Here is a 13,167-nt window from a genome sequence, read left to right on the forward strand (position 1 = left end):
CGTCGTGCACGACCCACGGCTGCTGGATGCCTAAAATCGTCGCTTGAAAATCTCGATCACGCATGCCTCGGGGTACAACGAAGCGGCTCGGGGATACTTCTCCCGAGCCACCACAATTCCCGAAGACCCGATTTATCTCGACCGCTGCGGCCTGACGGGAAGAAAAGGGAGCGGTCGAGCTTTAGCTCGACCGCCGCGGTCTTACCAATGCGAGATCGTCTGCGGTCGACGATGAACGTCGACCGCTCCATCGCTAACTGGGCTTACGCCGAGTATCCCTTGAGCATGTCGTGGATGCGGCCTGTGATTTTGAGCGCGTCATCGAGCTTGCGCTGCCACAGATTCCGTCCGAAGATGAGTCCGGTGACGCCTGCGTCCATCGCGAGCTGGGCCTTATGGAGCAGATCGTCGTCGCCGACCTTGCTGCCTCCCGAGATGAGCACGAGCGTGCGCCCCGCCGACTTGACGACCTTCCGCACGGTGTCCGCCTCTGACAGGTTCAGCGTGTTGTACGGCTTGGGCTCCTTGTCGTTCGGCTCGGGCTTCGGCACATTGAGCTTGACGATGTCCGCCCCGAGCTCGCACGCCATGCGCGCAGCGTAGTCGACCGCGTAAAGCGAATCCTGACCGCCTTTTTCCTTGATGGCCTTGCCGCGCGGATAGGACCACACGACGAGCGGCATACCGTAGCGCTCGCAATCGCGGCGCACGTCGGTGAGCTGCTTGATGTCGTCATCTTGACGAGGCGATCCGACGTAAAGAGTGTAGCCGACCGCATCCGCGCCGAGACGGACCGCGTCTTCGACGCTACCGGTGAGCGGGGAGAACGGGTCGTCGTCGCTCGGCACGTTCGTCTTGCCGTTGATCTTTAGCAGAAGCGGCACTTTGCCGGCGTACTTCGAGAAGTACTTCGCGGCGAGACCGTAGTGGAGCGCTATGCCCGAATAGTTGCCCTCGAGAGCGAGACGATATTCGTAATCCGGGTCGATGCTGTCGGGGTTGTCGAAGAAATCGACCGGTCCATGTTCGATGCCTTGATCGATCGGCAGGAAGAGCAGCGTGCCGTTTCCCGGTCCATACTCGTAGAGCATCCGGTGCAGCCGTGCGCGCTTGCCCGGCGAGAGCGCGAGGTCATCGATCGTCGGCCGGGTCACCTTGGTGAGCATCGAAAACGTCCTCCCGCGACAAGCGCGCGAATCGTGTGAACCGTGAAGTTCGGCGGGGCGTCGCGCCGCCCCTCGGGTGTCCGCCGTTTGTCGTCAGGACTTTGTGCCTGTCGGCGCAGACTTTTTACGTGCGGCGATCACACCATCGAGGCCCCAAACCAGACCGGTCGGCAGCAGCGCGTTGATCATCGAGAGCGCCGCCGTGCCGAGGTCCAATCCGCCTATGCTCTGCCACTGCAAGAAGCCGCTCTTCGCGGCCCAGTAGTTGAGCGGCAAGAAAACGCCGACGATCCCGCCGACGCGCGTGAACAAGCCGAGCAGCAACGACACGCCGGTCAGCGTCTCGCCCCATGCGACGAGGACCGCGAACACCGGCGCGTGCGGGATGACGAAGTTCGTGACGAAATCATGATACGGTTCGGACGTGTGTTGCACCATGTCGCCGACGAAGCTAACGAAGTCGCCGTTGGGCACGCTCCATTGCGGATCGGTGATTTTAAATTCGCCGTGGCTGAGCCACGCGAGCCCGGTGAAAATCCGCAATCCGGCGAGCGCGCGGGCATAGTAAGAGGCCGATGGAAACATTTGTCGGAGGAATCCTTTCACGCGATCAACTCGTCCTGATGCGCGCCCACTACGCTCGGCTGGAGGACCGACCCTGCGCGCGATGAATGAAGCGCGCGTGGAAACGTTCGATATCACCGTGATCGGCGGGGGACCGAGCGGACTCTTCGCTCTCTTCTATGCCGGTATGCGCGGTGCGCGCGCGAAAGTCATCGATGTGCTGCCCGAGCTCGGCGGTCAGCTCTATGCGCTCTATCCGGAGAAGTACATCTACGATATGCCCGGTTTTCCGGCGATCGTAGCACAGGATCTCGTCAAAGGGTGCGTCGACCAAGCATTTCAATGGCCGCACGCCAAGTGCATGGAAGAGCGCGTCACCAATATCAGCAGACAGGACGACGGCGCTTTCAAGATCGTCACCGACAAGGCCGAGCACCTGACGAAAGCCGTCGTCATCACGACCGGCATTGGCGCGTTCCGGCCGCGCAAACTCGCAGCGGCTACCGCGGAGGCGTTCGAAGGTAAAGGCGTGCAGTACTACGCGCGGTCGTTCGACGAGTTCGACGGCAAGCGCGTCGTGATCGTCGGCGGCGGCGATTCGGCCGTCGATTACGCGCTCGCGCTCCTGCCGCGCGCGAAGGGCGTCACCGTCGTCCATCGCTCTGCGTTCCGCGCGCACGCGTCGACGGTCGATAAACTGCGAGCCTCGTCGGCGAGGATCCACCAGCCCGACTGCGAGGTCGACATCGTCCACGGCGACGGCCGCGTCGAAGCGGTGACCATCGTCAACAAGAAGACGAAAGAGACGACGCGCGAGGACTGCGACTCGATCCTGTGCGCGCTCGGCTTCGTGTCGGATCTCGGGGCCGTTAAAGAATGGGGCATCGAGGTCGAGGGCAACGGCATCGTCGTCAACACGGCGACTCAGGAGACGAGCGTCAAAGGTATCTACGCCGCGGGCGACGTCATCGCACACGACGGCAAGCTCAAGCTCATCGCATGCGGTACGTCAGAAGCTGCGATCGCCGTCAATCAGGCGATGCACTACATCAATCCGGCGGACAAAGTGCACCCGATCCACTCGAGCAACCTGACGCTCCCGATCACAGCGACGCTGACCGACGTACGCTAACCTAATGCGTGTAGCGGTCGAGCTTCAGCTCGACCGGAGGCGACATGGCACCTGGACGGGCCGCGGCGGTCGACCGTAAAGGTCGACCGCTCCATTTGTCTTCTAGGAATTCGGCGTCGGGGGCGGAGGCGGTGCCGACGTCGGCACGGCCGTAGCGGTCGCTGAGCCGCGCAACAGGTCGTAGAAACGGACGACGACGAGCGCGCCGAACGCACTGAGCAGTCCGTTGATCGCGAGCGAGATGATCACACCGAGAATCGGTATGGCGTGGAGGATCCCATTCACGACCGCGGCGACAATAGCCACCAAGACGATGCCGATAAACGCGGCGAAGGTCGCCCCGACGTTCTTCGTCGCCATGTTCCACGATGTGCCCATCGCCTGAAAAGCTGATTCGCCGCCGACGATGATCGCCGGCAAGACGTACAGCATGAGGAACAGGAGGATGAGCGGTCCGACGAAGGTGATGGCGATGACGGCGCAGATGATGAGGAGCACGATCGCAGCGACGACGAGGTCGCCCAACTTGCTCAGCGCGCGGCTAAAGCCGCCTGAGATATCGGCGACGCCCGTGCTCCACGCGGATTCCGCCGCTGCGACGGTCGCGCCGTCCGCGATGAGCGTTATCACGAAAGCCACAAGTCCGGCGACGCCGAAGAACGGGAGCGAAGCGGCGAGGACGGTCCAAAGCGCCATCGGGTTGCTCTGGAGTGACCCTAGGGACGCCAACAGCGCCGAACCGCCGACGACGATCGCGACTATGGCGAAAAGCGCAAAGCAGATGAGCAACGCTACGAGCGGGATCGCCGCCAGCGCGTAGTTCTTGAAGAGGACTGAGAAGGCCGACTGCAGTTCGGCAATCGGATCGAATTGTCGGGCGATCATGAACGCCTCCGAGAATGGACGCGAGTGCCTACTATGAGTACAGGCGCGCGAGACTCCCCGTGCAGTTCCCGCAGGCGCCCGGGAAACCCTTAGCCCGCCGCAGAACGCTAGAACTCCCAATTTCACTCTCGGAGAGACTCCTTGACCGATCCCCTCATCATCGCCGGGCGGAGCTTCCGCTCGCGGCTCATCGTCGGCACCGGCAAATTCGCCAGCCCCGAGCTCATGGCTGATTCGCTCGCCGCATCGGGCACCGAACTCGTCACTGTCGCGTTGCGTCGAGTCGACATCGAACGTCCTGACGACCCGATCACGTCTTTCATCGACCCCGACCGCTACCTCATCATGCCGAACACATCGGGTGCGACGACGGCCGACGAGGCCGTCAGGCTCGCCCGCCTCGCGCGCTCCGCCGGCCTGCCGCCGTGGATAAAGGTCGAGGTCATCCCAGACCCGCGTTTTCTCATGCCGGATCCGGTGGAAACGTTGCACGCCTGCGAGCGACTGGTCGCTGAGGGTTTTACCGTGCTGCCTTACATGCACGCCGACCCGGTGCTCGCCAAGAAACTAGAAGAGGTAGGCGTCGCCGCGGTGATGCCGCTCGCCGCACCTATCGGTTCCGGACGTGGACTGAAGATGGAAGCGGCGATCGCGATCATCATCGAGCAGGCGACGGTGCCGGTCGTCGTCGACGCGGGGCTCGGCGTTCCGTCGCACGCCGCCGCAGCGATGGAGATGGGCGCCGATGCGGTTCTCGTCAACACGGCGATCGCGGCCGCTGCGCAGCCGGCGCAGATGGCCGCCGCATTCAAGCTCGGCGTCGAAGCGGGTCGCAAGGCCCGACTCGCCGGGCGGTCGCCGGAGCTGACGACGGCATCTGCGAGCAGCCCGCTCACGGGCTTCCTCTCGGCAGGCGGCGAAACCGGCGCCTGACATGTCTTTCTCCGAAGTCCTCGATCGCGACGCGCTCGCGGAACTCGCGCACCGCGCTGCGACGGCCGACGCTAGCGCCGTGCATCGCGCGCTCGACGACCGCCCACAGCAGCTCGAGTCGCTCGCCCCCCTGCTTTCGCCGGCCGCCGGCGAACTGCTCGAAGCGCTCGCTCGCGCGGCGCACGAGTCGACCGTCGCACGCTTCGGCAAGACGATCGCGCTCTTCGCGCCGCTCTACCTGAGCAACGAATGCGTCTGCACGTGCACGTACTGCGGTTTTTCCATGGGCCTCGACATCAGACGGCGCACGCTCTTCCCTGCAGAAGTCGAGAACGAAGCGCGCGAGCTCGCACGTCGCGGGTTGCGGAACATCTTGCTCGTCTCGTCCGAACATCCCAAGCGCGTGCCGCCGCAATACGTCGCCTCGTGCATCGAAGCGGCGAAGCGACATGCTCCGTACGTCGGCATCGAGATCGCAGCAGCCGAAGAGGACGACTACCGGCGGTTCGTCGCCGCCGGCTGCGACGGCGTCGTGCTTTACCAAGAGACGTACGACGTCGACGTCTACAAACGCCATCATCTCGGCGGCCCGAAAATGCGCTTCGGCTGGCGCATGGACGCGCTCGAACGCGCGTCGAAAGCGGGCGCGAAGCATCTCGGCATCGGCGCGCTCATGGGCCTGTCAGATTGGCGGTTCGAAGCGCTGGCGCTCGTCGCGCACGCGCGTTACCTCGAACGCCACTGCTGGCGTTCGCAGATCAACGTCTCGCTGCCGCGCATCAACCCTGCGGCCGGCGGTTTCGTCGCGGACCATCCCATTGGCGATCGCGACTTCGTCCAGATGATCTGCTTCCTGCGGCTCGCGCTCCCGACCGCGGGCATCGTCCTCTCGACGCGCGAGCGGCCGGAGCTGCGCGACAAACTCACGAGGCTCGGCGTCACGCTCATGAGCGCGGGGTCGAGCACGGAGCCCGGAGGGTACGAACAGCCGGGCGCGGCGGGCGAGCAGTTCGAACTCGAGGACACGCGTACGCCCAGCGAAGTCGCGCAGCGGCTGCGCGAACTCGGTTACGAACCGGTATTCAAGGATTGGGAGCACATGGCACTCGAGCGGACGGTTTCGCGATGATCGACGAGCGGAGCGGCGAGGAGATCCGACTCGTCGTCAATGGGAAGTCGAAAGACGTACCGGCCAGCCTGACCGTCGGCGAGTTCATCGCGACGCTCGGGCTCGACGCGGCAAGAACGCTCGTCGAGCTCAACGGCGAGCCGCTCGAACGCCGCAATTTCGGCGATACGAAACTCGTGGCCGGCGCACGGATCGAGATCGCACAAATGGTGGGAGGCGGATAGACCGTGCGCCGCGATCTAGTCGCCGACGTCAGACTCTACCTCGTTACCGGCGCGCCCGACAAGACCCGCGACTACCGCGCGTTTCTCGCTGCCGTCATCGAGGCCGGCGTCGGCATGGTCCAGCTGCGCGAAAAAGGGCTGATCGACAAAGAACTCATCGCGACCGCGCGTGTATTCGCCGAAGCGTGCCGCGACAACGGCGCGCTGTTCATCGTCAACGACCGCCTCGACGTCGCACTCCTCAGCGGGGCTGACGGCGTACACCTCGGCCAAGACGATGCGCAGCCCGACGATGTGCGCAGGATCGCCGGCCCCGACTTCATCATCGGGCTCTCGACGCACACGCCGGAGCAGGTCGATGCGGCGAACAAGACGTCCGCGGACTACATCGGCGTCGGGCCGATCCACGAAACCCCGACGAAACCCGGCCGCCCCGCGGTCGGCCTCGACCTCGTGCGCTATGCGTCGCGCGCGGCGCAAAAGCCGTTCTTCGCGATCGGCGGCATCGACAGGTCGAACGCGGCGTCGATCGTCGACGCCGGGGCGCAATCGATCTCCGTACTGCGCGCGATATCGAGCGCGGCGGATCCCGCGGCGGCGACGCGCGAACTCCTCGACGCGATCGCTCGCGTCGTCAGCTAAATCCGGGAATCGACAGCGGTGGGGAAGAACGGCGCGGCATGGCCGGCCCTACGAGCTACTTCTGGACGAACGTGCGGCGCATCGTCCGCGCCGCGGTTTGCGTTCGATCCTCGGTGACCATGTATCCGGCGTCGGTCGCCTCTTCCACGCATTCGGCGCATACGCCGACGGTCCGCAGTCGAGCGGGCGTCATGCGGTGCGCGAGGTAGCGGTGGGAGCCGGCGCGGCGTCCGCCGCAAAAAGCACAGGTCGACATCTCGCATATATGACGAGGTCGCGAGCCCGTTCGTTACGACCGCCGGTGATCTGCGCGTGAAGAACGGCGTCGCGCTCGTCGTGGCGGCTGCCATCGCGATGGTCGCTGCCATCGAGGTCGCCGCTCCGTTCGCCCCGCTGCTCCATCAATGGTGGTTTGCGCTTGTCGTGACCCTTGGGGGAACGTATGTACTGGTCGCAGGCGCGATCGCACTGCGGATCCCCGAAACGCGCCCCTCGGGCGTCGCTTCCCTCGGTGGATCGGTGCTCGCAGCATCGTTCGCGTTCGCCGCTTTTCTCGGCGGGCAACCCGAGCGGGTGCCGGGCGCCCCTGGGCAGACGTACAGACCGGCCCATTCTACCGGCGTCGCAATAGCGTTTCCCGCCGTCGAGCCGCCGACGAAAGCCGGCATTCTATGGCCCGGCACCGTCGACGTGCAGGCACCATTCGGATCGCAAACCGCGTCGCCGGGGCAGATCGTCCGGGCCGGTGCGTTCGTTCTCAAGGTCGACTCGGGTCCGATCGCACTAGTCGACACCCGGTCGGCGAACGGCGAACCGGTCACCGTCACGCAGCCGAACGGCGCGGACTTCCTTTCCCCTTATCTGACGTTCGCGGGTCTCGACGGCGATAAGCCCGAGGACTATTTCGCGGTGCCGGCCGTCCACCGCACCATCCAAGTCGACTACTGGCCCGGACTGCCGTCGCGCGGCATCAACGTGCCGTTTCTCGTCATGCGCATCGCCGAAGAGAACGGCGGAACGCTTTTCGAAGGCGTCGCGGTTTCCGGCCGCCCGCTCAAACGCGCCGGCCTCATCCTGACGTTCACGCTCGGCCAGTATCCGACCGTGACAGCGTCGAGCGCGCCGCCGCTGCTCGTCTTCTGGGCCGGCGTCGCGATGGTCGTCGCGGGCGTCGCCCTGCAAGGCGTGCGGACTATGAGGAGCCGGCCATGAGCGTGACCGCGATCTTAGCGCGGCTTGTTTTCACAGGGCCCGAGCTGCGTCCGATCCGCAACGGCTGCGTCGTCGTCGAAGGCGACCGGATCGTAGCGGTCGGTCCTCGTTCGTCGCTCGCCAAGCGCGCGCTCGACGGGAGCACGATCGATCTCGGCGATGCGGCGCTTCTGCCAGGCTTCATCAACCTCCACGTCCATCTCGATTTCGACGGCAACCCGGATTTTCTCAACGCAGCGAAACTCATCGACGAACAGACGTCGACATTGCTCGCGGTCGATTCTGCCGCGCGCGCGCTCGCTGCAGGCGTCACGACGGTCCGCGATCTCGGCAACAAGTACGCAGTCGCGATCGCGCTGCGCGAGGCCTCGGCGAAGGGATGGATCCGCGCGCCGCGGATCGTCGCCGCCGGCAAGGCGATCTGCATGACGGGCGGCCACGGGTGGTTCATCGGTCTCGAGTCCGACGGCCCGCACGACATGCGCAAGGCGGTGCGCCAGAACCTCAAGCTCGGCGCCGACTGCATCAAAGTCATCGCGACCGGCGGCGTCCTTTCTCCGGGCGTCGAGGTCGGCTCGGCGCAGCTCGACGAGGATGAGCTCGTCGTCGCGGTTCGCGAGGCGCACAAAGCCGGACGCCGCGTCGCGGCGCACGCGATCGCGAACGTCGGCATCAAGAACGCGCTTCGCGCCGGCGTCGACACGATCGAGCACGGCTGCTATCTCGATGACGAAGCCGTCGACATGATGAAGAAGCGCGGCGCATGGTACGTGCCGACGCTGCGCGCTCCGCAAGCGATGTACGGCCTCGAAGGCCTCGCGCCGTACGTCGTGCGCAAGGTCAACCAGGTCTACGACGCGCACCGCGAGAGCTTCAAGCTTGCGTTGAAAAAGGGCGTCAAGATCGCGACCGGCACCGACGCCGGCACGCCATTCAACGGTCATGGAGACTACGCGATAGAAATGCGGCTGATGACGGAGCTCGGGATGTCTGCCGAACGGGCGCTGCGAGCCGGGACGGTCGACGCGGCGGATGCGCTCGGCATCAAAGGCGAGATAGGCGAGATAACCGCGGGGGCGTGCGCGGATCTCGTCGCCATCGACGGCGATCCGCTGCGCGACATCGGCGCGACGAGGCGCGTCCGCGCGGTCGTGTCGCGTGGCAGGATGAGCACAACGTGAGAAGCGGGCGGCGCACGGAGGTCGCGGCAGGCACGGCTGGAATCGTCGGATTCCAAGAGGAGTCGATCGCGGCTCGCGTGCGATGGAGTTCAGCAGACCGACTCCGCATTGAACATCGGCAGACGAGTTTGGTAACGTTAGACAAGCATCGACGAAACGGGCGATCGCTGGTCGCCGTCACACTTGCCGCCGCGATCGCATGCGCGAGCGCGGGTTGCACGAAAGTCGAGAGCGGGACCGCGGCCGGCGGCGGGAATCCGTGGACGATCCACGGCGTGGTGCGCATCGGCGCGTACGAGGACCTCGATAACCTAGACCCAGTGCTCTCCGACGAGCTCTACGCGACGAACGTCTTCCAGCTCGTCTTCTCCGGTCTGATCGACTACGACGATCACGGAAATCCCGTGCCGGATATCGCGCTCGCCGTTCCGACGCAAGCGAACGGCGGCATCAGCGCCGACGGCCGCACGATCACATACCACCTGCGCCACGGCGTCACGTGGTCCGATGGCGCACCTTTGACATCGGCCGACGTCAAGTTCACGTGGCAGCAGATCATGAACCCGCGCAACAACGTCGCCTTTCATTTCCCATACGACGAGGCCGAGTCGATCGACACGCCGGATCCATACACGGTCGTCGTCCATCTCGACAGGCCGTCGGCCCCGTTCATCGCGAGTTTCATGCGAAACGGCAGCGTCGGTTCGATCGTGCCGAAGCACCTGCTCGACGGCCGTGCCGATCTCAACCACGCGCCCTTCAGCACGGCGCCGATCGGCAGCGGGCCGTTCATCGTGACGAGCTGGCGGCCCGGCGTCGAGCTCGATCTGAAAGCGAACCCGCACTATTTCCGCGGGCCCCCGAAGGTCGCGCAAGTGCAATACCGCATCATCCCGGATCAGAACACGCTCATGACCGAGCTGCAAAGCCATTCGCTCGACGTGTTCTTGCACGCGACCGAGACGCAGTACGCGCCGCTGAAATCGGTGGCCGGCTACCGCGTCACGGCCATCCCGAATCTCGACTACGAGCACATCGCGTTCAACTGCGCGCGCGCGCCGTTCGACGACGTGCGGGTGCGGCGCGCGTTCGCCTATGCGATCGATTGGAAACGGATCAACGAGGACGCGTATCTCGGGATCGACGAGCCGGGCATGACCGATCAGTCACCCGCGATGTGGTCGTACGATCCGCATGTCCTTCCATATCCGCACGACCCCGTGCGAGCACGTGAGCTGCTCCGCGAAGCGGGCTTTACGCCCGGGCCCGGCGGTACGCTCGTCCGAGGCGGCAAGCCTCTCGACGTCGACATCTCGACCGTCATCGGCAACTCGACCCGCGTGAAGGCGGAGACGCTGATCCAGGCCGATTTGCGCGAGGTCGGCGTCCAAGTCGCCGTGCGGAACTACCCTGCCAACCTGCTCTTCGCGGCGAAAGGCGCGGGCGGAATACTTGCGAACGGCAAATTCGATTTCGCACTGTACGGGTGGTCGTTCAATCCCGATCCCGATGATACCGACACCATGGGGCCGCAATCATTGCCCCCGTACGGAGTGAACTACACGTTCTACCGCGATCCTGACATCGGCCGCTGGGAAGAGCAGGGACGCGAGCAGTACGGGAGAGCGCAGCGGATCCCGTACTACTGGAAGATCCAGGAGCGCATCCACGACGAGGTGCCGTTCCATACGATAAACTGGGCGGCGCCGATCGATGCCGTGAACACCGATCTGCGCAACTTCAAGCCTGCGCCCGCGGTGGCGGATTTCTGGAATTCGTACGAGTGGGAGATATGAGGATGACGTCATGAAAGTGCTCATCGTCGAAGACGATTCACGCCTTGCCGAAGTGGTCCGTCGAGGACTCGTCGAGGGCGGCCACGTCGTCGACGTCGAGATGGACGGCGAGGCGGGAAGCACTGTCGCGCGCGAAGGCGAGTACGACGCGATCGTGCTCGATGTCATGCTGCCGACTCGCGACGGCCTCAGCGTCGCCCGCGATCTCAGGTCGCAAGGCGTCAAGACGCCGATCCTCATGTTGACCGCGAAGGATGCAGTCGACGATCGGGTGACCGGTCTGGACGCCGGCGCGGACGACTACCTCTGCAAGCCGTTCGTCTTCAGAGAGCTCGAAGCGCGGCTACGGTCGATCACGCGGCGAGAGCCGCAGCCGATCCGTCAGAGACTCGAGGTCGGTGACCTCGTCATGGATCTCGCGACGCGACGCGTCCGACGCGGGTCCCGAGAGGTGCATCTGACGGCGCGCGAGACCGCATTCCTCGAATATCTCATGCGCAACGAGGGCCTGCTCATCACGCGCACGATGCTCGAGAACGCGCTGTGGGAGCGCGACCGGACGACCGCTTCAAATCTGATCGAGGTCTACATTAGGCGCTTGCGCGCGAAGCTCGGGGCGAGCGGCGAGCTGCCGCTCATCCACACGGTTCGTGGCGCGGGCTACAGGCTGTCGTCCGCGGCCACCGATGCCGACGAAAGCGATGCGCTTCCTTAGATCCCTCCACGGCCGCCTGACGCTCGCGTATGCGGCCGCGTTGTTCCTGGCGCTCTGCGTTTTCGCGGGCGTGTCCTCGTTCTTCCTGATCCAGCAGTACCAAGCGGCGCTCGACGCTCGCCTGCGCGCGACCGCGACCGCGCTCGGCGCGATCGGACTCGGCGCCGGTCCGACGCTCCACCTCGATGCCGGCGATCTCGTCGAGGTTCAACACATGGTAACACCTCGGCTTGACGGCGCGATCTTCCGGAACGACGGCAGTGTCGTCACGACGACGTCCTCAGGCGTTCCACCATACGTCCGCGACGCCGTCGTGCTCCTGACGACGACGAATTCCGTCCAGACTCTCGACGCGGGCCATGTCCGCGTCGTATTGACGAAGCTCATCTCTGGAGGCCGGCAGATCGGCTCGGTCGCGGTTTGGGCATCGACCGAGCCGCTCGAGGACTTCCGGCGGATCCTCGTCGCTGTCTTCATCGTCGCGATCCCTATCGTCGTCGCCGCCGCGATCTTCAGCGCGGGCTACGTGACGAGACGCGGCTTGCAGCCGTTGCGCGACATAGCCGCGCTCGCCACGAGAATCGAGGCGACGGACCTATCGAGGCGCCTCAACCCGCCGTCGGAGCGCGACGAGCTCGGGTCGCTCAGTGCGACGTTCGATCGCATGCTCGATCGGCTCCAGGGGGCGTTCGAACGGCAGCGGCGTTTCACGGCCGATGCGTCGCACGAACTCCGCGCGCCGTTGTCGGTCATCCGCGCCGAAGCCGACCTCGCGCTGCGACGCAGCCGCGAGCCCGGGGAATACGTCAGCGCGCTCGAGACGATCGCCTCGGAATCCGATCGGCTCGAAGAGCTCATCGACGATCTGCTCGTCGTCGCGCGCGCCGAGGGCGGCCCGCCGCTGGTCGAGACAGCGGTCGACCTCGCGCCGTTCGTCTCGCAAGCGGCGACGCGCCTAGGTGCGGTCGGCGAGGCGAGAGGGGTCAAGGTCGAGTCGTCGGTCTCACCGGAGGCTTTCGTGAAAGGCGATCCTATCGCGCTCGCGAGGGTGCCGCTCGCGCTGCTCCACAACGGCGTCAAGTACGCGCGCGCAGGCGGCTCCGTGCGCGTGTCGTTGACGCACGACGACGGCAAGGTCCGTCTCGTCGTCGAAGACGATGGTCCTGGGTTCACCGCGGACGGTCTGCGACGCGCGACCGATCGTTTTTGGCGCGACGACCTCGGCCGCGGCCGCGACGGTTCGGGCCTGGGGTTGTCGATAGTCCGGGCGATCGTCGAGCAATCCGGCGGCGCGATCGTCCTCGCGAACGCGCCGGGCTCCGGCGCGCAGGTCTCGGTCAGCTTCCCAGCGTTGTAGCGGTCGAGATTTATCGTCGACCGCCGCGGCCTCGCCTAAGTGACACGAATAGGGAGCGGTCGACGTTTATCGTCGACCGCCGCGGCCTCGCCTAAGCATTTGCGAATAGGGAGCGGTCGACGTTTATCGTCGACCGCCGCGGCCTCGCCTAAGCAATACGAATAGGGAGCGGTCGAGATTTATCGTCGACCGCCGCGGCCTCGCCTAAGTGACACGAATAGGGAGCGGTCG

At 65.2% G+C, this 13,167-nt stretch carries 14 protein-coding genes; 10 read left to right on the forward strand and 4 right to left on the reverse strand.

What is annotated here, in order from left to right; all coding sequences use genetic code 11:
* Positions 1 to 263: 263 nt before the first annotated feature.
* On the reverse strand, positions 264 to 1,166 hold the full coding sequence (locus VFO25_03930; protein ID HET9342055.1) for a hypothetical protein: 903 nt from the start codon (positions 1,164 to 1,166) through the stop codon (positions 264 to 266).
* A gap of 93 nt (positions 1,167 to 1,259) precedes the next feature.
* Positions 1,260 to 1,751 carry a DoxX family protein gene (locus tag VFO25_03935; GenBank protein HET9342056.1) on the reverse strand — a complete coding sequence of 164 codons (492 nt, stop codon included), beginning with the start codon at positions 1,749 to 1,751 and terminating at the stop codon, positions 1,260 to 1,262.
* A 97-nt stretch (positions 1,752 to 1,848) separates the two neighbouring features.
* On the opposite strand from VFO25_03935, the gene VFO25_03940 reads away from it, so the two are divergent.
* Entirely contained in the window at positions 1,849 to 2,862 is a 1,014-nt protein-coding gene (locus tag VFO25_03940) for an NAD(P)/FAD-dependent oxidoreductase (GenBank protein ID HET9342057.1), read from the forward strand.
* Between the two features lie 102 nt (positions 2,863 to 2,964).
* Here the strand turns inward: VFO25_03940 and VFO25_03945 are convergent, their stop codons facing one another.
* On the reverse strand, positions 2,965 to 3,747 hold the full coding sequence (locus tag VFO25_03945; protein HET9342058.1) for a hypothetical protein: 783 nt from the start codon (positions 3,745 to 3,747) through the stop codon (positions 2,965 to 2,967).
* 141 nt (positions 3,748 to 3,888) lie between these two features.
* Here VFO25_03945 and VFO25_03950 point away from each other — a divergent pair, with 141 nt between their 5' ends.
* Genes VFO25_03950 through thiE form a run of 4 tightly spaced genes read left to right on the forward strand, consistent with a single transcriptional unit; the run spans position 3,889 to position 6,675 of the window.
* Complete coding sequence (locus tag VFO25_03950; protein ID HET9342059.1) at positions 3,889 to 4,680, forward strand: thiazole synthase; 792 nt, start codon at positions 3,889 to 3,891, stop codon at positions 4,678 to 4,680.
* A gap of 1 nt (position 4,681) precedes the next feature.
* Entirely contained in the window at positions 4,682 to 5,809 is a 1,128-nt protein-coding gene (thiH, locus tag VFO25_03955; GenBank protein ID HET9342060.1) for a 2-iminoacetate synthase ThiH, read from the forward strand.
* Complete coding sequence (thiS, locus tag VFO25_03960; GenBank protein ID HET9342061.1) at positions 5,806 to 6,033, forward strand: sulfur carrier protein ThiS; 228 nt, start codon at positions 5,806 to 5,808, stop codon at positions 6,031 to 6,033. Before thiH ends, thiS begins: the two co-directional genes overlap by 4 nt.
* A gap of 3 nt (positions 6,034 to 6,036) precedes the next feature.
* Entirely contained in the window at positions 6,037 to 6,675 is a 639-nt protein-coding gene (gene thiE, locus VFO25_03965; GenBank protein ID HET9342062.1) for a thiamine phosphate synthase, read from the forward strand.
* A 55-nt stretch (positions 6,676 to 6,730) separates the two neighbouring features.
* Here the strand turns inward: thiE and VFO25_03970 are convergent, their stop codons facing one another.
* Entirely contained in the window at positions 6,731 to 6,868 is a 138-nt protein-coding gene (locus tag VFO25_03970; GenBank protein HET9342063.1) for a hypothetical protein, read from the reverse strand.
* A gap of 119 nt (positions 6,869 to 6,987) precedes the next feature.
* Between VFO25_03970 and VFO25_03975 the strand changes: the two genes are divergently transcribed.
* The 5 genes from VFO25_03975 to VFO25_03995 all read left to right on the forward strand — a co-directional run bounded on the left by VFO25_03975 (position 6,988) and on the right by VFO25_03995 (position 12,936).
* Entirely contained in the window at positions 6,988 to 7,887 is a 900-nt protein-coding gene (locus tag VFO25_03975; GenBank protein HET9342064.1) for a hypothetical protein, read from the forward strand.
* The gene (locus tag VFO25_03980) at positions 7,884 to 9,068 is read left to right on the forward strand and encodes an amidohydrolase family protein (protein HET9342065.1); all 1,185 of its coding nucleotides are present in this window, start codon (positions 7,884 to 7,886) and stop codon (positions 9,066 to 9,068) included. The genes VFO25_03975 and VFO25_03980 overlap by 4 nt, the downstream gene beginning before the upstream one ends.
* Positions 9,069 to 9,196: 128 nt before the next feature.
* The gene (locus VFO25_03985) at positions 9,197 to 10,864 is read left to right on the forward strand and encodes an ABC transporter substrate-binding protein (protein ID HET9342066.1); all 1,668 of its coding nucleotides are present in this window, start codon (positions 9,197 to 9,199) and stop codon (positions 10,862 to 10,864) included.
* 10 nt (positions 10,865 to 10,874) lie between these two features.
* Positions 10,875 to 11,579: a response regulator transcription factor gene (locus VFO25_03990; GenBank protein ID HET9342067.1), complete on the forward strand. Its 705-nt coding sequence runs from the start codon at positions 10,875 to 10,877 to the stop codon at positions 11,577 to 11,579.
* Positions 11,566 to 12,936, forward strand: coding sequence for a HAMP domain-containing sensor histidine kinase (locus VFO25_03995; protein ID HET9342068.1), 1,371 nt, complete (start codon positions 11,566 to 11,568; stop codon positions 12,934 to 12,936). The genes VFO25_03990 and VFO25_03995 overlap by 14 nt, the downstream gene beginning before the upstream one ends.
* Positions 12,937 to 13,167: the final 231 nt, after the last annotated feature.

This window comes from Candidatus Eremiobacteraceae bacterium, assembly GCA_035710745.1.
In the GTDB taxonomy this organism is placed as follows: domain Bacteria; phylum Vulcanimicrobiota; class Vulcanimicrobiia; order Eremiobacterales; family Eremiobacteraceae; genus JANWLL01.

Coding starts and splice junctions, on each gene's coding strand:
- VFO25_03945 (HET9342058.1), bottom strand. CDS start 3,747: ATGATCGCCCGACAATTCGATCCGATTGCCGAACTGCAGTCGGCCTTC.
- thiS (HET9342061.1), top strand. CDS start 5,806: ATGATCGACGAGCGGAGCGGCGAGGAGATCCGACTCGTCGTCAATGGG.
- VFO25_03995 (HET9342068.1), top strand. CDS start 11,566: ATGCGCTTCCTTAGATCCCTCCACGGCCGCCTGACGCTCGCGTATGCG.
- VFO25_03990 (HET9342067.1), top strand. CDS start 10,875: ATGAAAGTGCTCATCGTCGAAGACGATTCACGCCTTGCCGAAGTGGTC.
- thiH (HET9342060.1), top strand. CDS start 4,682: ATGTCTTTCTCCGAAGTCCTCGATCGCGACGCGCTCGCGGAACTCGCG.
- VFO25_03970 (HET9342063.1), bottom strand. CDS start 6,868: ATGACGCCCGCTCGACTGCGGACCGTCGGCGTATGCGCCGAATGCGTG.
- VFO25_03930 (HET9342055.1), bottom strand. CDS start 1,166: ATGCTCACCAAGGTGACCCGGCCGACGATCGATGACCTCGCGCTCTCG.
- VFO25_03935 (HET9342056.1), bottom strand. CDS start 1,751: ATGTTTCCATCGGCCTCTTACTATGCCCGCGCGCTCGCCGGATTGCGG.
- VFO25_03980 (HET9342065.1), top strand. CDS start 7,884: ATGAGCGTGACCGCGATCTTAGCGCGGCTTGTTTTCACAGGGCCCGAG.